We start from the raw sequence: 22134 nt of genomic DNA on the forward strand, positions 1-22134 counted from the left end.
AAATACTCCCGCCGGAGGCAATTAGGTTTTTCAACGAAAGACCTTGGCCCGGCGGGAACAGGAGACCTGAAAATGGAAGCAGATTTTGTCATTGTGGGTGCAGGATCCGCAGGGTGCGCGATGGCCTATCGCCTCAGCGAGGCCGGGGCTTCTGTCCTGGTGATTGAACATGGTGGCACTGATGCGGGACCGTTCATCCAGATGCCCGCCGCACTCAGCTATCCGATGAACATGTCGCGCTATGACTGGGGCTACAGTTCCGAACCCGAGCCGCATCTGAACAACCGCCGGCTGGCCTGTCCGCGCGGCAAGGTGATTGGCGGATCGTCGTCGATCAACGGTATGGTCTATGTACGCGGTCATGCCCATGACTACGACACCTGGTCGGAAATGGGCGCCGACGGGTGGTCCTATGCGGATGTCCTGCCGTATTTCAAACGAATGGAATCCTGGCACGACGGCGGGCATGGGGGCGATCCGACGTGGCGCGGCACTGACGGGCCCCTGCACGTGTCGCGTGGCCCGCGCGAAAACCCACTGTTCCAGGCCTTTGTCGATGCCGGACAACAGGCGGGATACCAGGTTACCGGCGATTATAACGGTGAAAAGCAGGAAGGGTTCGGCCCGATGGAGCAGACCGTCTGGAAAGGACGGCGCTGGTCTGCTGCGAATGCCTATCTGAAGCCAGCTCTCAAACGGGATAACTGCGACATCCTGCGTGGCCTTGCGACACGTGTCGTAATGGAAAACGGCCGCGCCATAGGCGTCGAATTGGTCCGACGCGGCAAAAAGGAGATCATTCGCGCCCGGCGTGAGGTGGTTCTGGCCGCATCTTCGATAAACTCGCCCAAGCTGCTGATGTTGTCCGGTATCGGACCCGCGGCACATCTGGCTGAACATGGGATCGGCGTAGTCGCGGATCGCCCCGGGGTTGGGGCTAACCTGCAGGATCATCTGGAACTGTATATCCAGCAGGCATCGCTGCAGCCGATCACGCTGTACAAGCACTGGAACCTGTTCAGCAAAGGGCTGATCGGTGCCCAGTGGCTGTTTACTAAAACGGGTCTGGGTGCCTCGAACCAGTTTGAAAGTGCTGCGTTCATTCGCTCGAAACCCGGTGTGCGGTATCCGGATATTCAGTATCATTTCCTGCCGATCGCCGTGCGCTACGACGGACAGACCGCGGCCGAGGGGCATGGTTTCCAGGCTCATGTCGGTCCCATGCGCTCGCCTTCGCGCGGGGCGATAACGCTGCGCTCGGCCCGGGCCGAGGACGCGCCTGTCATTCGTTTCAATTACATGAGCCACGAAGAGGATTGGGCGGATTTCCGCACCTGCATCCGCCTGACGCGCGAGATCTTCGGTCAGGACGCCTTCAAACCCTATGCGGGCAAAGAGATCCAGCCCGGAGCCAGCGTTCAGTCCGACGAGGAATTGAACGAATTCATCGCCGAACATGCCGAAAGTGCGTATCACCCTTGCGGGACATGCCGTATGGGGCGGGCAGACGACAAGAACGCTGTCGTCGACCCGCAGGGGCGTGTGATTGGTGTAGATGGTCTGCGGGTCGCGGACAGTTCGATATTCCCGCAAATCACCAACGGCAACCTGAATGCGCCATCGATCATGGTGGGCGAAAAAATGTCGGATCACCTGCTGGGCAAGGATGCGTTGCCCAGTTCGAATGACCGGCCATGGGTCCATCCAGAGTGGGAGACTGCTCAGCGTTAACGTTTCTTAACATCTCCCGTTGAATGCGCCGCTGGTCAGGGGCATATCGGGGGTATGTTAAGACTTTGTTTGTTGTTTGTTCTGATGCTGCCACAGATGGTTCTGGCCGCTGACCGGCCAACCGGGACTGTGCGGGTCGTGGACGCGGATACGTGGGATGTCGGTGGGGTCAGGATTCGTCTGTTTGGAATTGACGCCCCCGAATTGGATCAAACATGTCGGGACGCGCAAGGTGTCGAATGGCGCTGTGGCGCGTGGGTAACGCAGGTTGCAAGACAAAGGTTCGATGGGCGAGCGGCCTTCTGTGAACCGATAGATCGAGACAGGTATGGCCGCGTGGTTGCTAGTTGTGATGTAGCGGGGAGCGATGCAGCGCTTACGCTGGTCGAGGATGGGCTGGCCTTTGCGTATCGCAAATACTCCCGCGAATATGTGCCGTTTGAACAGAGGGCCGCGAAGGAAAAGAAGGGTCTGCACGCAACAGTGATTCAGGTGCCCTGGGTGCACCGCGCCGGGACCGCAGGTCTGCCCCGGCAAGAAACGTGCCAGATCAAGGGAAATATCTCGGCTCGTGGAGAAGAGATTTACCACATGCCCGGGCAGGCTTTCTATTCGGCGACAAAGATCAACAAGGCAAAGGGCGAGCGTTGGTTCTGTGACGCCAGCGCGGCGCGTTTGGCGGGTTGGCGACCTGCAAAGCGGTGAATCCAACCTTTTGATGTCGCCAATTTGATCCGGGTCAAAGCGGTATCGCCGGAACATGTTTATCCGTGGGGACAACAACATTTCGAGGAGCTTACACGAATGTCCCACACCCCACATGAACTGGCCGAAGAGTTTCCGGAAAAGGTCGAAGTGATGAGTCACCTCAAGCAGTCCGACGCGCATTTTGCCCGGCTGTCGGACGAATATCATGAGATCAACCGGACTGTGCATCGGGCCGAGACCAATGTCGAGCCGATGGAGGAACTGGCTGAAGTTGAGTTGCGCAAGAAGCGCGCGGCCTTGAAGGATGAAATCTGGGCGATCCTGTCGAAAAACTGACCCAGTCGGGGGCTCTGCCCCCGTCGCGGCAGGCCGCGACTCCTCCGGGGTATTTTTTGCCAGATGAAGATCCCGGGGAAAAGTTTCAGGTGACTTCGTAGGGCAGCGTTCCTCGGGTATGGGCGTCGATTGTCAGCCTGCGTTCCAGCGGGGGAACGGACCTTTGGTGACAGGTTTGACGTTCGCAAATCCGGCAGGAAATCCCGATCGGTTCATAGGCGCTGGCATTGCTGGTATCCAGGTTGTCGGCATAGACCAGAGCCTGCGCGTGGCGCACTTCGCACCCCAGTGCGATGGCGTAGCGGCGCACCGGGGCCCCGAATGAACCGCCGGGTTTCGATACGTCGCGCGCCAGGGAGATATAACGCACTCCGTCCGGCGTTTCGGCAAGTTGAAGAAGGAAATGACCTGGCGTTTCGAATGCGCGGTGAACATTCCACAGCGGGCAGGCGCCGCCGAAGCGCGCAAATTGCAGTCGTGTGGCTGAATGGCGCTTGGTGATCGTTCCGGCCTGATCCACCCGAACAAAAAAGAAGGGGATGCCTTTGGCTCCGGGCCGTTGCAAAGTGGACAAGCGGTGGGCAACCTGTTCGATCGATGCGCCGAATCTGATGCTGAGCAATTCCAGATCGTGGCGATCCTCTTGCGCGGCGGCCAAGAAGGCACCGTAGGGCATCAGGGAAGCCCCGGCAAAGTAGTTCGCAAGCCCGATTTTGGCGATGGCGCGGGCTTCGTCACTTTGGAAGCGGGCAAAATCCAGGGTTGCTTCAAGCAGTTTGTCCTGAGAAATCAGCGCAACCTGCAGCAGCAACTGAAAGACCTGCGTTTGTGGCGCGGCGCGTGAAGACAGGGAAAGCGTTTTGCTTGCTATGTCATATTTGCGCGTTTCCGAGATGTCCGTGAACTCAACACGGATGCCCCGCTCGGACAGGCTGTTGAGGGCTGCGGCGCGTATGCCTCCGGCTTCTTCCGCGCGTGTTGAAAACCGTTCGGCGGCCCGGTCGACAGCGTCGATATAGTTGTCGCAATAGTGGAAGAAGTCGCGCACTTCTTCCCAGGGGCTGGCCTGAATTCGGGAATCCTCGCGCCCCAGGGCCTCGTCCAGCGAGGCCAGCCGTTCGTGCGTCTGGCGATACGTGCGGTGCAACGCGATGAAGGCGCGTGCCAGCGCCGGCGCGTTCGATGCAGTCAGTCGCAAATCGGCAAGAGGGGGCATTGCGTCGTCGAAGACCGGGTCAGCGAGCGCTTCGCGCATATCCGACACCAGCCGTTCGCTGTCACCGGTGCTGAGCTCGGTGACATCCATCCCGAATTCTTGCGCCAGAGCCAGAACAACCGTTGTCGAGATCGGTCGGTTGTTGTTCTCCATCTGGTTTAGATAGGGCAGGGAAACGCCAAGCTTGGTTGCGAATTCCTTTTGCGTCAGGGTCAGGCGCGTGCGCATTTCGCGCAGCTTTGCGCCGGCATAGAGCTTTTGAGTGGCCATGGCGTGTCTTTGCAACTTTTCTTTCAGCGCAGGCTAACTTTGCAAACCGCTGCGTGCAAGAAAGTTCAAAGACCCAGCTGTCGTTCCCGCCAAATGACAAGGCTGATGGCTGCGATGGCCAGAACCGCGGTTGTGAGCATTAGCCAAAGCAACGGCATTGCGCCGGTTTCCTGTGTCAGAAGCGCGCCCGCAAGTGCGCTCAGCGCTGCGCCGCCGCCCAGCATGATCGCTCCGCTCAGACCGGATGCTGTTGCGGCCAGATGGGGGCGAACGGACAGCGAGCCGGATGTTGCATTGGGGATCGCCATGCCGTTGCCGACGCCAACAAATGTCATAAACCCGAAGAAACTGATGGCGGTTCCCAGCCCGGCCAGGAACAGTAGGGCAGACAGGAATACACCAAGCGCGTTCAGCCAGCTTCCCCACAGAACCATCTTGTTGATGCCAAAGCGGACCGAGTAGCGCCCGCTCAGGAAATTGCCGAAGAAATAGCCAAGTGCCGGCGCGCCGAAATAGATGCCGATTTCTGCCGCGGTCATGCCAAAGACCTCGGTTCCGATGAAGGGGGCGCCGCCGAGATAAGCAAAGAACGCACCGGACGAAAACGCGGAAGACAGGGAGTAACCCCAAAACCGCGGAGACGTGAGGAGTTCGGGGTATTCCCGAAACTGCTGCAACAGTGTCTTGCCGCTTTTGATGCTGGTTTCACCGAAATCCGAATAAGTCAGCCAGATCGCAAGAGCGCCGACCAGAAAAGGAAACCAGAAGTTGGCTTTCCAGCCAAAGACCTCTTCCAGGATGCCGCCAATTGCTGGACCGATCATCGGAACGACCGCCATGCCCATGGTGACATATCCAATCATCGAGGCGGCTTTGTCCTGTTCGTAAAGGTCGCGAACGGCGGCTCGGCTGAGGACCATCCCGACCACGACAACGGCCTGAGACATTCGAAACGCCAGGAAAATCTCGACATTCGGGGCATAGATGCAACCCAAAGTCGCCAGCAAAAAAAGCCCGAGCCCCCACAGCATAACGGGCCTGCGCCCGGCCTTGTCCGCTATCGGGCCAATCAGTATCTGCAGCACCGCATTTATCAGCAGGTACAGGGCAATCGACAGCTGCATCACCCGGTATTCCGTCTCAAAATACTCCGCCATGTTGGGCAGGCTGGGCAGAAACAGATTCATGCTCAGGGCCGAAAGCCCCGATAGGATGACCAATGTCGTGATTGAAGGCGGCGATCTGCGCACCGAGGTCGAGCTGAATTGCATGATGTGCATGTATAGGGGGCGCAGATGAGATTACCATCGGCCTCGCAGCGTCAATCGAAAAATTAACAAATTTACACTATTCACTGACTTGATTGCCAATAGTTTGCAAATTTGCCGAAAGTTGCTTTGGTCCTTTCGTGACTCCGTATAAGGTCCGGCCAAATTTTACAGGGGTTATCGTCATGAAAGACATCCTTTCCGAGCTTGAAGATCGCCGTAACGATGCGCGGCTGGGCGGTGGGCAAAAGCGGATCGATGCGCAGCATGCGCGGGGCAAACTGACGGCGCGCGAGCGGATCGAGTTGCTACTGGACGAAGACAGCTTTGAAGAATTCGATATGTTCGTCAGCCATCGCTGTACTGATTTCGGAATGGAAAATCAGAAACCTGCGGGCGACGGTGTTGTGACCGGATGGGGCACGATCAACGGTCGCATGGTCTATGTGTTCAGTCAGGACTTCACGGTTTTCGGCGGCTCGCTGTCTGAAACTCACGCACAGAAGATCTGCAAGATCATGGATATGGCAGTGCAGAACGGAGCCCCGGTGATCGGTATCAACGACTCGGGTGGTGCGCGTATTCAGGAAGGTGTTGCGTCACTGGCGGGTTACGCCGAAGTGTTCCAGCGTAACATCATGGCCTCGGGCGTTGTGCCGCAGATCAGCGTAATCATGGGGCCCTGTGCGGGCGGCGCGGTTTATAGCCCGGCGATGACCGACTTTATCTTCATGGTCAAAGACACATCCTACATGTTCGTGACCGGTCCCGACGTTGTCAAAACCGTAACAAACGAGGTCGTGACGGCGGAAGAGTTGGGTGGTGCGTCTACTCACGCAAAGAAGTCTTCGGTCGCCGACGGTGCATTTGAGAACGATGTCGAGGCGCTGGCCGAAGTGCGCCGTCTGGTTGATTTCCTGCCGCTCAACAACCGCGAAAAGCCGCCTGTGCGTCCGTTCTTTGACGAACCCGATCGCATTGAATCTTCGCTGGACACGCTGGTTCCGGACAACCCGAACACGCCCTACGACATGAAGGAACTGATCGCGAAGGTCGCGGATGAGGGTGATTTCTACGAAATCCAGGAGGATTTCGCGAAGAATATCATCACCGGTTTCATCCGGCTTGAGGGGCAGACCGTTGGCGTCGTGGCCAACCAGCCGATGGTTCTGGCCGGATGTCTGGACATCGACAGCTCGCGCAAGGCTGCACGGTTCGTGCGCTTCTGTGACTGTTTTGAAATTCCGATCCTGACACTTGTCGACGTTCCGGGTTTCCTGCCCGGCACCAGCCAGGAATATGGCGGCGTGATCAAACACGGCGCAAAGCTTCTGTTCGCCTATGGCGAGGCAACGGTTCCGAAAGTAACCGTCATCACGCGCAAGGCTTACGGCGGAGCCTATGACGTTATGGCGTCGAAGCACTTGCGTGGCGATTTCAATTACGCCTGGCCGACAGCCGAGATCGCAGTGATGGGCGCCAAGGGCGCGACCGAAATCATTCACCGCGCCGATCTGGGCGACGCGGACAAAATCGCGCAGCATACGCAGGACTACGAGGATCGCTTTGCCAATCCCTTCGTCGCGGCCGAGCGCGGATTTATTGACGAAGTGATCATGCCACACTCTACGCGTCGCCGTGTCTCGCGCGCATTTGCGAGTTTGCGGAACAAGAAGCTGAAGAACCCGTGGAAAAAGCACGACAATATCCCGCTTTGATCGCCGGGGTGGGGCGGCCCACCTCAAATTGGCGACGGTCTGCCGACGTTGATGGCGGAACGATTGCGAAGCCGAAAATCCGACTTTGAGGCCGAAACAGGTTTATGGAACAACCAGCCAGAAACAGATTAGCGCGGCGTGTCAACGCTGCGCCCGCGACCCCGGAGAGAGGAGCCTGCCACTGGCGGTGCTGGGGTCGCGCATTTGTTTTAGCTGGCGCGTTGCTTGCATCCCCTGCGGAAGTACTGGCCCAAAGCCTTCTGCCTGTTCCGTCAGGCCAGCCAGTCGAGCTGAGCGATGTTCTGCTGGACAACAACCCGGGTGAATTGTGGCTTAGGTTTCGCTTCATTGCCCCCAAGATCGGTTCGACAGTTGGGCGGATCGGTTATGATGTGGCGTCGGCCGATATGGCGCATCTTTGTGAAATCCTGGCGGTTCCCTATGTGGCGAAGCATGAACTTGAGCCGGCGCGCGTCGTGATTTCCTTTTCCGACCGCGCCACCGAATTCGGTAATGCCGCGCCCGACGCAACGCAGTTCTTCGAGGCCTACCGGTTGGAGAATTCCCGGTGTATCTGGGAAGGGCTCTGATCATGATCGGTGATTTTCATGACATCAGTGCGTTTCAGAAAAAACCGGCGACCGTGGAGGTGCGCGCAATGAAACCAGCTCTGGTTGGATGTAAGTCCTTTTTCCTTTTCAAGATGTTGATGGCCGAGGTTCAGGTATGCTGAAGCATCGTGGTTTCCCCGGCCGTCTGTCCGGTACCGATTTCCAGTTCGTCATCCGGCGCGCCAACCCCAAAGGTGTAACGCCTCTGACCCGGCGCGAGCGTTTCCGGGATCGCAAACCAGCGGACCGGCGCGCGGACGCAGCGTTCATGGAAGCGTTGTGGGAACATTTCGGTGACCGGCCGTTTGAGCGTGGAAATCTGGACGCAGGGCGGCTGAGCTGGCTGTTCGGGCGGGAAGTGATTGCGGCAGAAGACCCGTTCGACCCTGCCAGCTACGATGCGTTGCTGGTGATTGATCTGGACGTCGCGCGCCATTCCTTTCCTGAAATCTTCGACGGGGTGCGCTGATCGTGTTTGCCGTCGCGTCCCATATCCGCCAAAGGAAAACCCTGCCCGAAGCCGGGCAGGGCTGTTATGGGATGTCAGAAGTTCAGCTGCGCCGCCAGTTGGACCCGGTCGCCGTCAAACGTCCGTCCAGTGGGTGCATCGTTCCGCTCGCCAAAGAAGTACTCGGCGCTGAATGTCAGGTTATCGGTTGCCTGGTAAAAGGCGTTCACATGGATCGTCTCAAGCTCGGTGAAGGACAACGTACCGGTCGGGGTGGGCAGATCGTAATCTTCGCGACCATAGGCGATACCGACATTCCATTTCGTACCAATGTCCTGGCGGAACTCGATGGTATAGCCGTCGACGTCATTTGCCCGGCCGTTGACGATGGCATCGCCCAGGCCGATCAGGTAGGGGCCAAGCGCCTCACCGTCGACGTAGTTGACCTGAAACAGCCCCCCCTGCCACGGCCGGACCGAGCCCGAGAGGGTAAAGCCTGTCTGATCGACTTCGACCGTGCCGGATTCGGCCTTGCCATAGAGGGCGGATGCGCGGGCAATATATGTGCCGTCGTGGTACTCGATGGCACCGGTGAAAACCGGATCTCTCGAATTGGACGCGCTGACATTCTCTTCGATCGAAGCCGAGAATGTGGTGTTGGACCCAAGGGTATTGGAGTAGCGCACCTGTGGCACACGAGCGAAAGGTATGCCGACAGGACCGTTGAATTCAACCGAGGTCGGATAGGTGTCCAGCGGCTGGAAATTGGTCCAGTACTGACCGATCAGCCAGCTGTCTCCGATCGTGATATTGGCATGGCGCAGGCGCAGTTCAGCCGCTCCGCCCGAGGCGAACAGATCCAGTTCCAGCTGACCTCCGATTTCGCCGATACCGGAAGGCGTGCTGGTACGCAGCCCGATTCGGGACTGACGAACAGTCGCGCCGAATGTGCCACTGGTCTCGTTTGCAGGCTCACCGATGTTGTTTACGAAGGCTGTGTCACCCTGGTCGTAGTCGAAGTCGTAGAAGAAATCGGCCTTGATATATCCGTAGACGTCCAGAGTGGTATTGCCGATCCTCAGATCGCCGGTCCCGGCACCGGGTTTGGCGGCCTCCAGCGCTTCGACACGGGCGCGCAGGGCATCCAGTTCGGCCTGGGTCTGGGCATCCTGGGCGTTGGCCTTCAATCCGCTGAATCCGAGCGCAGAGACGGCGAGCAGAAGGGCCGTTTTTCTCTTTATTATCATTTGGGTATTTCCTTGTATGCGAGTGTGCACAAGCACAATTCCACGACCCAAAATCCGATGGAAATCACGAGAACGGGACAAAATCGGCCCGATTTCTCAAGCAATCGTGCGGGAAATCCCAAGCACCTTCACGGGTGGGTGAAAGAGGGTCGTAACGCACGGAAATCGAGAGAAAATTTGGCCTTCGAATTCCATGGCGTTCGTGATTTGCCTTTTGCCCAAATCGCCCTTGGAAACCGGGTCTGTAACAGGAATGTGACACCTTCTGGTGTGCTGAAATATGGATACGGCAAAGGTCTTGTCGGCGCGAAATTGCGCGGCATTACGCAGGATGGGCAAAATCCAGCCGGTATTCGGGGTGGAAACAATACTTTGTTTGCTGCCGGGATTGTGCCGTGCATGGTGGAAGGGCCGTGCGGCTCTAGTTTGCCTGCGTCGCACAAGCACCTACTATTCCGTACCCCTTCCTATCGCGGGCAGGCTTGTGTTCCCCACAATATCCTGCCCGCGTTTTTCTTTTCTCAGACAGTAGGCAACAAGCGGCAAAAAACTGCGCAAAAAGTTTGGTTGCCGCCGTTGTTATTGCATAACAATGCGGGCTTCCGGCATCTGGCCGCAAGGAAACCAAGAAATCTGAAGGGGCAGAAACCATGCAAACCTCACGCATCTTCCTTGTGGTCGCGGCCTGCGCAGGCCTTGCGGCCTGTGGCGAAACCACCGGCGAACAAGCGGTCATCGGCGGCGGAGCGGGCGCCCTGGGCGCGGTCGTTCTGGACGCAAACCCGGTCGTCGGCGCTGCGGTCGGTGCCGCGGGCAACGTACTGTATTGCAAGTCGCAGGGTACCTGCGACTAACTCAAAGTTTTTTGGGGCGCGTACCGCTCCGTCCGCCATCATGCAGAACGCCGTCGCGGGGGTGTCCCCTGCGGCGGCGTTTTGCATTTCCAGAACACCAAGCCAAAGGACGTCTCATGTTCAACAAGATCCTGATCGCCAACCGGGGCGAGATCGCCTGCCGGGTCATCAAGACCGCTCGCAAGATGGGTATCGGTACGGTCGCCATTTATTCTGACGCCGACAAGAACGCGTTGCACGTTTCGATGGCGGATGAGGCGGTGCATATCGGACCGCCACCGGCGAACCAGTCCTACATCGTGATCGACAAGGTGATGGATGCCATCCGTCAAAGCGGTGCACAGGCGGTCCATCCCGGTTATGGCTTCTTGTCCGAGAACTCGAAATTCGCCGAAGCGCTTGAGGCCGAAGGCGTCGCTTTTGTTGGCCCCCCGGTGGGTGCGATCGAAAGCATGGGTGACAAGATCACCTCGAAGAAGATCGCGCAGGACGCCGGTGTTTCGACGGTTCCCGGTTACATGGGCCTGATCGAAGATGCCGCCGAGGCGGTCAAGATCTCGAACGACATCGGCTATCCCGTCATGATCAAAGCCAGCGCCGGTGGTGGCGGCAAGGGGATGCGGATTGCCTGGAATGACGAAGAAGCACGCGAGGGTTTCCAGTCGTCCAAGAACGAAGCGGCGAATTCCTTCGGCGACGACCGAATTTTCATCGAGAAATTCGTGACCCAGCCGCGGCACATCGAAATTCAGGTTCTTTGCGACAGCCATGGTAACGGCATCTATCTGGGCGAACGCGAATGTTCGATCCAGCGCCGGAACCAGAAAGTGGTGGAAGAGGCACCGTCGCCGTTCCTTGATCCCGAAACACGCAAGGCGATGGGGGAACAGGCGGTCGCGCTGGCAAAGGCCGTGAACTACGCCAGTGCGGGCACTGTGGAATTCATCGTCGATGGGGAAAAGAACTTCTACTTCCTTGAAATGAACACCCGTTTGCAGGTGGAACACCCGGTGACGGAACTGATCACCGGCGTCGATCTGGTGGAACAGATGATCCGGGTGGCCGCAGGTGAGACGCTTTCGATTACGCAGGATGACGTGACCCTGACCGGCTGGGCGATCGAAAACCGTCTTTATGCCGAGGATCCGTATCGCAACTTCCTGCCGTCGATTGGCCGTCTGACCCGCTATCGTCCGCCGCAGGAAGTCGCAGCCGGTCCGTTGCTGGTCAACGGCAAATGGCAGGGTGAGGCCCCCTCGGGCGAAGCCGCAGTGCGCAATGATACCGGCGTCTATGAGGGCGGCGAGATCAGCATGTATTACGACCCGATGATCGCCAAGCTCTGCACCTGGGCACCAACCCGTGAGCAGGCGATTGAGGCGATGCGTGTGGCGCTGGACAGTTTCGAGGTTGAAGGCATCGGCCACAACCTGCCGTTCCTGTCTGCCGTCATGGATCACCCGAAATTTGTCAGCGGCGACATGACCACGGCGTTTATTGCCGAAGAATACCCAGACGGCTTCGATGGCGTTCAACTACCCGAGGTCGAGTTGCGGCGGATCGCGGCCTCGTGTTCTGCCATGCACCGGGTTGCCGAAATTCGCCGTACCCGCGTATCGGGCCGGATGGACAACCACGAACGCAAGGTTGGCACCGAATGGACGGTGACGTTGCAGGGGCAGGAGTTTGACACAACAATTGCCGCCGACCCCGGAGGTTCAACGGTGAGCTTCGCAGATGGCACTGTGCACCGTGTGTCCTCAGACTGGACGCCAGGTGATCAACTGGCAGTACTGGATGTGGATGGCAATCCATTGGTGCTGAAGGTGGGCAAGGTTTCGGGCGGGTTCCGCATCCGAAACCGGGGCGCGGATATCAAGGTGCACGTGCGCACCCCGCGTCAGGCCAAACTGGCCAGGCTGATGCCGGAAAAACTGCCGCCGGATACTTCGAAAATGCTGCTGTGCCCGATGCCCGGCCTGATCGTGAAGATCGATGTCGAATTGGGGCAGGAGGTTCAGGAAGGTCAGGCGCTGTGCACCGTCGAGGCGATGAAGATGGAGAACATCCTTCGCGCCGAGAAAAAAGGCGTGGTCTCGAAGATCAACGCAGGTCCCGGCGACAGTCTCGCCGTGGACGACGTGATCATGGAATTCGAGTGACCATGGCTGCGCTTTTGTCATATCTCCAAGGGCCACCGGCGATCATCGCCGGGGCCAATGGGCTTGGCGAAAGTGCTCAGCCGCCCTCGCGCCGCTCGCGAATCTCGCGTTCGCGCAAGGGGGTCTTGTCGATGGAGCGGCCAATCTCGCGCACGCTCCACGGGCTGGGCTTGCGCAGTTTCACCACCCCGTCTTTGTCGACAAACACCATCTGGAATCCACGCGGGCGCAGTTGTGAACGAATGGGCGACCGCGCCTTGGGATCGGTATCCGTCAGCACGATAACGTCGCGGTCGCGCATGGCGTCTTCACCTTCCAGCAGCATGTCGATCTGTTGCTGGAACCGCGGATCGGCAGGTGTATCGGCAAAGACAACGATGGGTCGGCTGACCCATAGGAACTCGTCCAGTTCGCTGTCGCCAGCGGGTCGGACAAAACTGTCATCTGCTGGTGCTGTGCCATCGGCGGCCAGCGCGGCCAGCGGGAATAGTGCCGAGAAAACAAGGGCAAGCGTGCGTGTCATATGGCCTCCTGTTCCACTGAATATAGCCACTGTGCAGGCGATTGCGACCAGCGATTTGCACTCAACGCTCAATTTTCCGCGCCCGGGCCGGATTGAAGGGCGGGATTGAACATACGTGTGCTGTCGCAAACCGGCCGCGCCCCGAATTGATAAGAGGAAATCGAAATGACCGACACGAAGGACTGGAAAGCGCTTGCCGAGAAAGAGCTGCGCGGTCGTCCGTTGGATGATCTGACCAAAGAGACGCTGGAAGGCATCGACGTCAAACCGCTGTATACGCCTGAGGACACGGCGGAACTGCCGCATATGGGGTCTTTGCCGGGTTTCGGGCCGTTTACGCGCGGTGTAAAGGCGACGATGTACGCAGGCCGTCCGTGGACCATCCGCCAATATGCGGGCTTTTCCACCGCCGAGGAATCGAACGCATTCTATCGTCGCAACCTGGCGGCCGGTCAGCAGGGCGTGTCGGTGGCCTTCGATCTGGCGACACACCGGGGCTATGACAGTGACCACCCGCGCGTTGTCGGAGACGTGGGTAAGGCTGGTGTGGCCATTGACAGCGTTGAGGACATGAAGATTTTGTTCGACGGCATCCCGCTGGACAAGGTCTCGGTCTCGATGACGATGAACGGCGCGGTGATTCCGATTCTGGCGAGCTTCATCGTTGCGGGCGAAGAACAGGGCCACGACAAGTCCGTCCTGTCCGGCACCATTCAGAACGACATTCTGAAAGAGTTTATGGTGCGCAACACCTATATCTATCCGCCTGAACCGTCGATGAAAATCATCTCGGATATTATCGATTACACGTCGAACGAGATGCCCAAGTTCAACTCGATCTCGATCTCGGGCTATCACATGCAAGAGGCCGGAGCGAACCTGGTGCAGGAACTGGCCTATACGCTGGCTGACGGGCGCGAATATGTTCGTGCCGCGACGCAAGCCGGGATGGATGTGGACAAGTTCGCAGGTCGCCTGTCGTTCTTCTTTGCCATCGGCATGAATTTCTTCATGGAGGCCGCCAAACTGCGTGCCGCGCGGACGCTGTGGCACCGCGTGATGACCGAGTTCGGGGCAAAGTCTGAACGATCCAAGATGTTGCGCACCCATTGCCAGACTTCCGGGGTGTCGCTGCAGGAGCAGGACCCCTATAACAATGTGATCCGTACCGCCTATGAGGCGATGAGCGCGGTTTTGGGCGGCACCCAGTCGCTGCACACAAATGCTTTGGACGAAGCGATTGCGTTGCCGACCGATTTCTCGGCCCGCATCGCGCGGAACACGCAATTGATCCTGCAAGAGGAAACCGGCGTGACGGATGTGGTCGATCCGCTGGCGGGTTCCTACTACGTCGAAAGCCTGACCAATGAGCTGATCGAAAAAGCCTGGACCCTGATGGATGAGGTCGAGGAGATGGGCGGCATGACCAAGGCCGTTGCCTCGGGTATGCCCAAGCTGCGGATCGAGGAAAGCGCAGCCCGTCGTCAGGCCATGATCGACCGGGGCGACGAGGTAATCGTTGGCGTCAACAAGTACCGCAAGGAACAGGAAGACCCGATCGACATTCTCGACGTCGACAATGTCGCCGTGCGCGAGGCTCAGGTCGCGCGGCTGGAACGTATCCGCGCAACGCGGGACGAGGCAGCCTGCCAGCAGGCGCTGGACGCATTGACCACCACAGCCCGCGAGGGTGGAAACCTGCTGGCTGCTGCGGTCGAGGCCGCCCGCGCCCGCGCATCCGTAGGAGAGATCAGCATGGCAATGGAAAAGGAATTCGGTCGCCACCGCGCCGAAGTGAAAACGCTGGCCGGTGTCTATGGAGCAGCCTATGAGGGTGACGAAGGTTTTGCCGCAATCCAGAAATCCATCGAAGATTTCGCCGAGGCCGAAGGCCGCCGCCCCCGCTTGCTGGTCGTCAAGATGGGGCAGGATGGTCATGACCGGGGTGCCAAGGTGATTGCGACGGCCTTTGCGGACATCGGGTTTGACGTCGACGTTGGCCCTCTGTTCCAGACACCAGCCGAGGCGGCTCAGGATGCCGTCGACAATGACGTCCACGTGGTCGGCATTTCTTCACAGGCGGCAGGCCACAAGACACTGGCCCCGCAACTGGTCGAGGAACTCAAGAAAGCCGGTGCCGAGGATATCATCGTGATCTGCGGCGGGGTGATCCCACAGCAGGATTATCAGTTCCTCTACGACCACGGCGTCAAAGCGATCTTTGGTCCGGGCACCAATATCCCCGAAGCGGCACAGGATATTTTGCGCCTGATCGGCGAAGCCAAGGGGTAAGGCCCAGACAAGATTTTTCAACGAAGAATCTTGTGGCGCAGATGTCCGAGGACAGCTTTATTGGGAAAGGCAGGCGTTTTCTGCGCTGCCTTTTATGATGGGGTGGAAATGGAACTGGATCATCTGGCCGTCGCAGGGGAAACGCTGGAGGCTGCTGCCGCGCATGTCGAGGACGCCTTGGGGGTCAGGCTTGAGACAGGCGGCAAGCATGAGAAATTCGGTACTTATAACAAGCTGCTGGGACTTGAAGATGGCTTGTATCTGGAAGCGATTGCAGTTGACCCGAATGCGGCGCAACCCGAGCGCACCCGGTGGTTCGATCTGGACCGGTTTCAGGGTGCACCGCGCCTGACCAACTGGATCTGCCGTGTGAAGGATATCGAGGCGGCCATCATGCCAGGTGGCCCGTTCGACCCGACAGATCTGGAGCGCGGGGCGCTGCGCTGGCGTATGATCGTGCCGTCGTCCGGGCGCCTGCCTTATGACAACCTCTATCCCGCACTCATACAGTGGCAGGGCGATCTGCACCCCGCCGGAATGTTGCAGGCCAGTGGTTGCCGGTTGCTGAGATTGCTGGTGTCCCATCCCGAAGCCGCGAAACTTGCCCAAAGCACCGGGCCGGTTGAGGGTGTCGAATTTCACCAGGGCTCGCCGGGCCTGCGCGCTGAATTCGAGACACCAAACGGACGTCGCGTTCTGGAATGAGGGTTCGGCAGGCACAGATTGCGGATGCACCGGCGATTGCTAAAATTACCAACGCGATCATCAGGGATACCCTGGTTACGTTCACAACCGAGGAGCGGTCTACCGCCGGAATTGCAGCCGACATCGAAGCCCGCGGCACGGGGTTTTTGGTGGCAGAACTGGATAGCGAGGTTGTCGGTTTCGCTTCGTATACTCGGTTTCGATCCGGGCCGGGGTATGCCGAATGCCGCGAGCACTCGATTCAACTAGCTCCATCAGCACGTGGCAAGGGGATCGGCCGCGCGTTGATGAGCCGGTTGGAAGAGGTGGCCCGGGCCGACAGCGTCCACGTGCTTGTGGCGGGAATATCCTCGGAAAATCCGGCTGCCATCGCCTTTCACGCTCGCGTCGGTTTTGCCGAAGTCGGACGAATGCCCCAAGTGGGCTGCAAATGGGGCCGCAGGTTGGATCTGGTACTGATGCAGAAAATTATTGGTCAGGACTGATCTGTCGCACCTGACACGCGCGATTTGTGGCGCTAGGGTGCGGCCATGTCGATCTGGACCCGTATATCCGATGCGCTGAGCGCACTGGCACAAGGTGAAAGCCTGACTGCCGTTTTTGAGAAACTGCGCTCACCGCCCGAAAGGTCGGTGGCCTTTACAATCGCTGTAATCGCGCTGGGGGCCAAGATGGCCAAGGCAGACGGGCAGGTGACGCGGGACGAGGTTACGGCCTTTCGCGATGTGTTCCAGATTGCCCGCGAAGACGAAGAAGGCGCGGCGCGGGTGTTCAACATGGCCCGTACCGACGTGGCTGGCTATCAGGACTATGCCCGCAAGATCGCCCGGATGTTCGACGAAGACAGCACGACGTTGTGCGACCTGATGGAAGGCCTGTTTCACATCGCCATGGCCGACGGGTTTTATCACCCGAACGAAAACGAGTTTCTGGAAGAAGTCAGCCGGATATTCGGGCAAACCGACGCTCAGTTTCTGGCGCTGCGCGCCCGGTTCGTGCCGGATGCCCCAAACGATCCGTATACCGTTCTGGGCGTGACAAGGGACATGCCGTTGACCGAAATTCGCAACATCTGGCGCAAGCTAGTGCGCGAAACCCATCCTGACGCCATGATGGCGCGCGGCGTGCCCGAGGAGGCAATCCGGCTGGCCGAGAAAAAGATGATCGACATCAACCGCGCCTGGGACGAAATAAACGGTGCAAAGGTCTGAACGGATGCGTTTGGCGACCTACAATATCGAATGGTTCGCCAACTTGTTTGATCGCCAGGATCGTCTGATCGTCGATGACGGCTGGTCCGGCCGCTATGATGTCACCCGGGCCCAGCAGGTCGAGGCGATCGCCAAGGTTCTGACGGCCATCGACGCAGATGCCATTCTGATCGTTGAGGCCCCAAACACCGGCAAAACCCAGAACACCGTCCGCGCGTTGCAGGGTTTTGCGGAAGCCTTCGATTTGCGCACCACTCATGCGGTCATGGGCTTTGCCAATGAAACCCATCAGGAACTGGCACTTTTGTTTGATCCTCAGTTGATGATGGTGCGCCATGATCCAAAGACGCGGTCTGCGCAGCCATTCGACCATCAGACAGCACCCCGGTTTGACACCGAATTTCGGATTGATCTGGATATCGACGCAACCGAGGATGTTGTGCTTTTTTCAAAGCCACCGATGGAATTGGCGGTGGAAACAAAGTCGGGTGCGAAATTTCGCCTGATTGGGGCACATCTGAAATCCAAAGCGCCGCACGGCGCGGAAAGCCGGGACGAGGCGATCCGGATTTCAATTTCCAACCGGCGCAAACAACTGGCTCAGGCGATCTGGCTGGCCCGGCGCGTCGAACAGCACATTGCCGAGGACGAACCGGTGATTTTGCTGGGTGATCTGAATAACGGCCCGGGCCTGGACGAGTTCGAGAACCTGTTCGGGCGCTCATCCGTCGAGATTTTGTTGCAGTCCGGTTTGTTTGATCCCAATGCCGCAACCGCCTACGGCTCTGTCGGCGGGGAAACACCTTCGACGGCCCGGTTTGTGCGCCGGGACAAGGGAGATTTTCTTGAGGCATTGCTGGATTACATCATGATCAGCGATCCGCTGCGCCAGCGAAATCCGGTCTGGCGAATCTGGCATCCGTTGCGGGACGACGCGATCCGTTCGAACGCGGAATTGCGGGACGCACTGCTGACGGCCTCGGACCATTTTCCCGTAACTCTGGATATTGACCTGTGATCTTTCAACGCCTTCCCGCAGTGCTTATGTTTGGCCCCATGAAACGAGTGCTTTTGATAAGTCTGATCGTGACGTCCACTGCGTTCCCAGCCAGCGCGCAGGAAGATACCGGCAAGTCCCTGATGGAGCGCGGCGCCGAGCTTTTCTTCGAAGGCCTGCGCAAGGAAATGGAGCCCACGCTCGATGATTTGCGCGACCTGGCTGAACAGTTTGGTCCTGCCATGCTGTCCTTTTTTGAGGAAATGGGACCGGCACTGGCAGAAATGACCAAGGAGATACAGGACTGGAGCGTTTATGAGGCACCGGAGATCCTGCCCAATGGCGATATCATCATCCGCCGGAAACCGCAGGACGACACCCCGCAAACTCCTGAGGAAAAACCAGAGCTGGACGAAGGTGTAACGGATATCTGAGCGTTTACAGGGGATTACCCCTTGATGATAACCTTGGTCTCGGACTTCAATGCCTGAGCCAGAGAGCCGAAGCGTGCTTCGGCGGTTTCGTTGAACAGCGGTTCGGCGGCTTTCGGCAAAATCAGATCCAACTGGCGTTTCTTTGGGAAATAACGAAGTTTGCCCATCGTGGCGTCATTCTTCATCCACAGCATTGCGCCAAAGCGCATTGCCTTGCCCAGAATCTCGGCCTGCTTCTGACTCTTTTCATCCAGCAGTTCATATTGCGGCGCGAACCGGTTACCTTCGCGTTTGTTGCGGTAGCGGTGCTGCAAGGCCAGACCAATGAACACCCTTTCCGAATGCTTCAGCCCACCCAGATTGGCGCGGGTCACGTAGTCGAAACAGACCTCTGCCCGATAATCGGGATGAGCGCGCCAACTGACATCGTGCAGAAGGCAAGCGGCCTTGACCAGCCGGACGCGGGTTGACGGGGCCGATTTGAACAGCGGCATGACGAAATCGAACAGGTGTTTTCCAAAACCGGGCAGACGGGCGTCCTTGGCTTCCGAAAAGCGGCTGGCCTCGATCAGCGGGTCGCAATCGCGCAGGCTTTGCGGCATCTGTTCGTACAGAAGCCCTTCGCGGATTCCATAGCTTGAAATGGCGATGTCCTTGGGTTTGAAAGTGCGGATCAGTCGGGACAGCACATCCATCGCATAAGGGATAAGCGCCATGCGCGAGCTGGACACACCAGCCCGGCTGCGCAGTTTCTCGGGGTCGCCCTTTTCGATGAACCGGATGGTTTCGCGTACCTGCTTGTGGGTCATCCTGTATTCATGCAGAACGTTCAGCGGATAACCCCGCCGCAGCATGTCCAGCCGTGCAAAGGCGCGCCAGCTGCCGCCCACCAGGAACAGGCGATCCCGCTGGGGGCCCAACTGATCGCGCAACTCTTCCATGGTGGATTTGATGTGCGCCTTGCGGGCACGACGCCCGCCCTTGATGTCCCGCAATTTCAGCGGACCCAGCGCCGATGTCACGCGGCGGCCGGTCTGGCCTTCGCCGATCTCGGCCAGTTCCATGGATGAACCGCCAATATCGCAGATCAGACCGTATGCACCCGGCCATCCCAGAAGCACGCCCTGCGCGGAAAAACGGGCCTCTTCCAGACCATCGATGATCGAAACGTGCAGGCCGGTTTCGGCTTTGACCTCGTCGCAAAACTCCTGCCCGTCCTTGGCTTCGCGTACCGCGGCGGTTGCGACAACGTGCAGACCGGGCAGATCAAGGTTGTCGGCCAGATGCTGGAACCGGCGCAGGGCATCCAAGGCGCGAACACGCCCTCTGGGGTTCAGGTGCCCGGTCTCCGACAGACCCGCGCCCAGTTCGCACATCACCTTTTCGTTGTAGAAATACGCGGGCGAGCGGGCCGCCCCATCGAATATGACCATACGGACCGAGTTCGACCCGACATCGACAACACCGACCCGGGACAAGTCCCTGACGCGGGGATCAGCAAAAAGCGGTCTTCCGAAAGGTCCCCAGTCGGGGATGGTGGTATCGATAGTCTGATCCATGTCTTTCCCAGATGTTCCTGTCTCAGGATGCGAAATCACCGGATTCGGGTCAATCTCTTCAATGGCCGTCGCCGGCATGGTGTTTCAGAACCCGGATCGCCAGCGCCCGAGTGATGTCGCGCCTTTCCGACAGCGCGAGCTTGTCCAGTTGCGCCACGACCTCTGCCGCCGTTTCGAAACGCCGGTCCATGTGCTTGACCAGATAGGAAATCACCTCGGGTCCGGGGTTGAGCTGCCGGTCCACGAACAGTTTGGCCAGCACGGCCCCCAAGAGGGCGTCATCAGGCGGGTCCAGGGCGACCTGATGGGCGCCTTCGATACGGCTTTGCAAATCGGCCAGAGGCAGCTGCCAAAGCTTCGGCGCCAGCCGCCCGGTCATCAACAGCGCGTGGCCTTCGGCCAGAACAAGATTGTGCAAATGAAACAGCGTTTTCTGTTTTTCAGCGTCATCTGCGATCATGGGGACATCTTCGACGGCGACCGAAGTCCGGGCCAATTCGGGCACCTCACCGTGCTTCAGATCGGTGGCCGAAATGATCCGTCCGCCGGTTTCCGCCGCCCATACATGCGACAGATGTGTTTTTCCTGAACCTGCCGGCCCGCTGAGCACCAGTTTGTTGCCTGGCCAGGACGAGGCGGAAATCATTGCCACCGCCAGAGCGTTGGCGGGGGAAACAAAAAAATCCTCGCGTCCCAGCGCGGTTTTCGCCGGAAGGTCAAAGCTGAGCTGGCGTGCCATTTACTTGTCTTCCTGATCCAGCCCTTCCAGCCCGGTATACAGGCGGCTTTCCAGATATTTCGAAGTGGCAAACCGGGCCAGTACGCCGAGTGCTGCGGCGACCGGAACAGCCACCAACATGCCCACAAAACCGAACAGTGCCCCAAACACGGACAGCGCCAGCAGCAGCCAGACCGGATGCAGACCGACCGAATTGCCGACAAGTTTGGGTGTCAGGAAATTGCCTTCCGTCACTTGCCCAAGTGCGAATACACCAGCGACCAGCCCGATATGGGCCCAGTCACCCCAGAACTGAAACAGCGCCAGCCCGATCGCCAGCGTGCCGCCGATCAGCGCCCCCAGATACGGGATGAAGGTGACGAGCCCGGCAATGAACCCGACAATCAGCCCGAACTGCAGACCGACAAGCATCAGCGCGATGGCATAGTACGTGCCCAGGATCAGACAGACCGTTCCCATGCCCCGCACGAACGAGGCCAGTACATCATCGATTTCCCCGGCCAGCTTCTTGATTGTCGGCGCATGGTCACGCGGCAAAAGCTCGGCTATACGCGCAATCATGCGGTCCCAGTCCAGCAGCAGGTAAACGGTAACCACCGGCACGATGACCAGCAAAACGACCACGTTTATTGCCGATCCCAACGAGGCAACGACTGTTTGCAGGACATCGCCGGTCTTCGACTTAAGGGTCTCGCCAAGAGAAACCAGAAACTGATGCGAGTTGGACTGACGGTCCAGCAGGGACGGAAATTGTCTTTCGATAAACCCGCGTAGTTCCTTGAACAGGCTGGGCATGATCTCGACCAGATCGATCAGCTGAGTGATCAATGCGGGAACAACCATCAGGATGGCCAGGACGCAACCCAGCACACCGACAACGGTTATGATGCCCGTCGCCGCCATGCGCGAGAGACCCAGATTTTCAAGCCGATCCGCGACCGGATCCAGAAAATATGCAATCGCACCACCGATGACGAAGGGCAGAAGCACGTCCCCAAGAGCCCACAAAAGAAGGGCAATCACCACTGCGGCGATGCCCCAGTATCTGAGCTGATCCTTAACGGGCAAGGCCATATCGGTCCCCTGAGTTTGGCTCTTGCACGTG

The 22134-nt window shown here is 58.6% G+C and carries 21 protein-coding genes; 14 read left to right on the forward strand and 7 right to left on the reverse strand.

Annotated elements, in window-relative coordinates:
- Positions 1 to 72 precede the first annotated feature (72 nt).
- The 3 genes from betA (at position 73) to ACR0JW_RS20705 (ending at position 2775) form a co-directional block, all read left to right on the forward strand.
- The gene (betA, locus tag ACR0JW_RS20695; RefSeq protein WP_170682000.1) at positions 73 to 1731 is read left to right on the forward strand and encodes a choline dehydrogenase; all 1659 of its coding nucleotides are present in this window, start codon (positions 73 to 75) and stop codon (positions 1729 to 1731) included.
- Between the two features lie 54 nt (positions 1732 to 1785).
- A complete protein-coding gene (locus ACR0JW_RS20700) occupies positions 1786 to 2436 on the forward strand; it encodes a thermonuclease family protein (protein ID WP_170681999.1) in 651 nt (216 codons plus the stop codon).
- A 99-nt stretch (positions 2437 to 2535) separates the two neighbouring features.
- A complete protein-coding gene (locus tag ACR0JW_RS20705) occupies positions 2536 to 2775 on the forward strand; it encodes a DUF465 domain-containing protein (RefSeq protein ID WP_170681998.1) in 240 nt (79 codons plus the stop codon).
- A gap of 85 nt (positions 2776 to 2860) precedes the next feature.
- On the opposite strand, the gene ACR0JW_RS20710 is transcribed toward ACR0JW_RS20705, so the two are convergent.
- Both ACR0JW_RS20710 and ACR0JW_RS20715 read right to left on the reverse strand, forming a co-directional pair.
- Positions 2861 to 4261, reverse strand: coding sequence for a helix-turn-helix transcriptional regulator (locus ACR0JW_RS20710; protein ID WP_170681997.1), 1401 nt, complete (start codon positions 4259 to 4261; stop codon positions 2861 to 2863).
- Positions 4262 to 4326: 65 nt separating this feature from the next.
- A complete protein-coding gene (locus ACR0JW_RS20715) occupies positions 4327 to 5532 on the reverse strand; it encodes a multidrug effflux MFS transporter (RefSeq protein WP_170609931.1) in 1206 nt (401 codons plus the stop codon).
- A gap of 182 nt (positions 5533 to 5714) precedes the next feature.
- Between ACR0JW_RS20715 and ACR0JW_RS20720 the strand changes: the two genes are divergently transcribed.
- The 3 genes from ACR0JW_RS20720 (at position 5715) to ACR0JW_RS20730 (ending at position 8327) form a co-directional block, all read left to right on the forward strand.
- Positions 5715 to 7247 (forward strand): acyl-CoA carboxylase subunit beta, encoded by a 1533-nt coding sequence (locus ACR0JW_RS20720; protein WP_170681996.1) that lies wholly within the window; start codon positions 5715 to 5717, stop codon positions 7245 to 7247.
- 221 nt (positions 7248 to 7468) lie between these two features.
- On the forward strand, positions 7469 to 7837 hold the full coding sequence (locus tag ACR0JW_RS20725; protein WP_480714385.1) for a DUF6497 family protein: 369 nt from the start codon (positions 7469 to 7471) through the stop codon (positions 7835 to 7837).
- A gap of 136 nt (positions 7838 to 7973) precedes the next feature.
- Entirely contained in the window at positions 7974 to 8327 is a 354-nt protein-coding gene (locus ACR0JW_RS20730) for a hypothetical protein (RefSeq protein WP_170681995.1), read from the forward strand.
- 74 nt (positions 8328 to 8401) lie between these two features.
- Here the strand turns inward: ACR0JW_RS20730 and ACR0JW_RS20735 are convergent, their stop codons facing one another.
- Entirely contained in the window at positions 8402 to 9553 is a 1152-nt protein-coding gene (locus tag ACR0JW_RS20735; RefSeq protein WP_170681994.1) for a DcaP family trimeric outer membrane transporter, read from the reverse strand.
- Between the two features lie 650 nt (positions 9554 to 10203).
- Here ACR0JW_RS20735 and ACR0JW_RS20740 point away from each other — a divergent pair.
- Together ACR0JW_RS20740 and ACR0JW_RS20745 are read left to right on the forward strand one after the other, a co-directional pair.
- The gene (locus ACR0JW_RS20740; protein ID WP_170609939.1) at positions 10204 to 10407 is read left to right on the forward strand and encodes a hypothetical protein; all 204 of its coding nucleotides are present in this window, start codon (positions 10204 to 10206) and stop codon (positions 10405 to 10407) included.
- Between the two features lie 116 nt (positions 10408 to 10523).
- A complete protein-coding gene (locus ACR0JW_RS20745) occupies positions 10524 to 12569 on the forward strand; it encodes an acetyl-CoA carboxylase biotin carboxylase subunit (protein WP_170681993.1) in 2046 nt (681 codons plus the stop codon).
- 76 nt (positions 12570 to 12645) lie between these two features.
- On the opposite strand, the gene ACR0JW_RS20750 is transcribed toward ACR0JW_RS20745, so the two are convergent.
- Positions 12646 to 13092 (reverse strand): DUF4174 domain-containing protein, encoded by a 447-nt coding sequence (locus ACR0JW_RS20750; protein ID WP_170609943.1) that lies wholly within the window; start codon positions 13090 to 13092, stop codon positions 12646 to 12648.
- 165 nt (positions 13093 to 13257) lie between these two features.
- Here ACR0JW_RS20750 and scpA point away from each other — a divergent pair, with 165 nt between their 5' ends.
- The 6 genes from scpA (at position 13258) to ACR0JW_RS20780 (ending at position 18731) form a co-directional block, all read left to right on the forward strand.
- Positions 13258 to 15384 carry a methylmalonyl-CoA mutase gene (gene scpA, locus ACR0JW_RS20755; RefSeq protein ID WP_170681992.1) on the forward strand — a complete coding sequence of 709 codons (2127 nt, stop codon included), beginning with the start codon at positions 13258 to 13260 and terminating at the stop codon, positions 15382 to 15384.
- 108 nt (positions 15385 to 15492) lie between these two features.
- Positions 15493 to 16089: a VOC family protein gene (locus ACR0JW_RS20760; protein ID WP_170682107.1), complete on the forward strand. Its 597-nt coding sequence runs from the start codon at positions 15493 to 15495 to the stop codon at positions 16087 to 16089.
- Positions 16086 to 16574, forward strand: coding sequence for a GNAT family N-acetyltransferase (locus ACR0JW_RS20765; RefSeq protein WP_170681991.1), 489 nt, complete (start codon positions 16086 to 16088; stop codon positions 16572 to 16574). Before ACR0JW_RS20760 ends, ACR0JW_RS20765 begins: the two co-directional genes overlap by 4 nt.
- A 45-nt stretch (positions 16575 to 16619) precedes the next feature.
- The gene (locus tag ACR0JW_RS20770) at positions 16620 to 17300 is read left to right on the forward strand and encodes a molecular chaperone DjiA (RefSeq protein ID WP_170609951.1); all 681 of its coding nucleotides are present in this window, start codon (positions 16620 to 16622) and stop codon (positions 17298 to 17300) included.
- 4 nt (positions 17301 to 17304) lie between these two features.
- The gene (locus ACR0JW_RS20775) at positions 17305 to 18318 is read left to right on the forward strand and encodes an endonuclease/exonuclease/phosphatase family protein (RefSeq protein ID WP_480714386.1); all 1014 of its coding nucleotides are present in this window, start codon (positions 17305 to 17307) and stop codon (positions 18316 to 18318) included.
- 38 nt (positions 18319 to 18356) lie between these two features.
- Positions 18357 to 18731, forward strand: coding sequence for a hypothetical protein (locus tag ACR0JW_RS20780; protein ID WP_170681989.1), 375 nt, complete (start codon positions 18357 to 18359; stop codon positions 18729 to 18731).
- A gap of 14 nt (positions 18732 to 18745) precedes the next feature.
- Here ACR0JW_RS20780 and ACR0JW_RS20785 read toward each other — a convergent pair whose 3' ends face one another.
- Genes ACR0JW_RS20785 through ACR0JW_RS20795 form a run of 3 tightly spaced genes read right to left on the reverse strand, consistent with a single transcriptional unit; the run spans position 18746 to position 22103 of the window.
- Positions 18746 to 20290 carry a Ppx/GppA family phosphatase gene (locus tag ACR0JW_RS20785; protein ID WP_170681988.1) on the reverse strand — a complete coding sequence of 515 codons (1545 nt, stop codon included), beginning with the start codon at positions 20288 to 20290 and terminating at the stop codon, positions 18746 to 18748.
- Between the two features lie 58 nt (positions 20291 to 20348).
- The gene (locus tag ACR0JW_RS20790) at positions 20349 to 21029 is read right to left on the reverse strand and encodes a GTPase domain-containing protein (RefSeq protein WP_170681987.1); all 681 of its coding nucleotides are present in this window, start codon (positions 21027 to 21029) and stop codon (positions 20349 to 20351) included.
- Positions 21030 to 22103, reverse strand: coding sequence for an AI-2E family transporter (locus tag ACR0JW_RS20795; RefSeq protein ID WP_480714387.1), 1074 nt, complete (start codon positions 22101 to 22103; stop codon positions 21030 to 21032).
- Positions 22104 to 22134: the final 31 nt, after the last annotated feature.

The organism is Ruegeria sp. BG6 (assembly GCF_056538465.1).

Coding starts and splice junctions, on each gene's coding strand:
- betA (WP_170682000.1), top strand. CDS start 73: ATGGAAGCAGATTTTGTCATTGTGGGTGCAGGATCCGCAGGGTGCGCG.
- ACR0JW_RS20700 (WP_170681999.1), top strand. CDS start 1,786: ATGTTAAGACTTTGTTTGTTGTTTGTTCTGATGCTGCCACAGATGGTT.
- ACR0JW_RS20705 (WP_170681998.1), top strand. CDS start 2,536: ATGTCCCACACCCCACATGAACTGGCCGAAGAGTTTCCGGAAAAGGTC.
- ACR0JW_RS20710 (WP_170681997.1), bottom strand. CDS start 4,261: ATGGCCACTCAAAAGCTCTATGCCGGCGCAAAGCTGCGCGAAATGCGC.
- ACR0JW_RS20715 (WP_170609931.1), bottom strand. CDS start 5,532: ATGCAATTCAGCTCGACCTCGGTGCGCAGATCGCCGCCTTCAATCACG.
- ACR0JW_RS20720 (WP_170681996.1), top strand. CDS start 5,715: ATGAAAGACATCCTTTCCGAGCTTGAAGATCGCCGTAACGATGCGCGG.
- ACR0JW_RS20730 (WP_170681995.1), top strand. CDS start 7,974: ATGCTGAAGCATCGTGGTTTCCCCGGCCGTCTGTCCGGTACCGATTTC.
- ACR0JW_RS20735 (WP_170681994.1), bottom strand. CDS start 9,553: ATGATAATAAAGAGAAAAACGGCCCTTCTGCTCGCCGTCTCTGCGCTC.
- ACR0JW_RS20740 (WP_170609939.1), top strand. CDS start 10,204: ATGCAAACCTCACGCATCTTCCTTGTGGTCGCGGCCTGCGCAGGCCTT.
- ACR0JW_RS20745 (WP_170681993.1), top strand. CDS start 10,524: ATGTTCAACAAGATCCTGATCGCCAACCGGGGCGAGATCGCCTGCCGG.
- ACR0JW_RS20750 (WP_170609943.1), bottom strand. CDS start 13,092: ATGACACGCACGCTTGCCCTTGTTTTCTCGGCACTATTCCCGCTGGCC.
- scpA (WP_170681992.1), top strand. CDS start 13,258: ATGACCGACACGAAGGACTGGAAAGCGCTTGCCGAGAAAGAGCTGCGC.
- ACR0JW_RS20760 (WP_170682107.1), top strand. CDS start 15,493: ATGGAACTGGATCATCTGGCCGTCGCAGGGGAAACGCTGGAGGCTGCT.
- ACR0JW_RS20765 (WP_170681991.1), top strand. CDS start 16,086: ATGAGGGTTCGGCAGGCACAGATTGCGGATGCACCGGCGATTGCTAAA.
- ACR0JW_RS20770 (WP_170609951.1), top strand. CDS start 16,620: ATGTCGATCTGGACCCGTATATCCGATGCGCTGAGCGCACTGGCACAA.
- ACR0JW_RS20775 (WP_480714386.1), top strand. CDS start 17,305: ATGCGTTTGGCGACCTACAATATCGAATGGTTCGCCAACTTGTTTGAT.
- ACR0JW_RS20780 (WP_170681989.1), top strand. CDS start 18,357: ATGAAACGAGTGCTTTTGATAAGTCTGATCGTGACGTCCACTGCGTTC.
- ACR0JW_RS20785 (WP_170681988.1), bottom strand. CDS start 20,290: ATGGATCAGACTATCGATACCACCATCCCCGACTGGGGACCTTTCGGA.
- ACR0JW_RS20790 (WP_170681987.1), bottom strand. CDS start 21,029: ATGGCACGCCAGCTCAGCTTTGACCTTCCGGCGAAAACCGCGCTGGGA.
- ACR0JW_RS20795 (WP_480714387.1), bottom strand. CDS start 22,103: ATGGCCTTGCCCGTTAAGGATCAGCTCAGATACTGGGGCATCGCCGCA.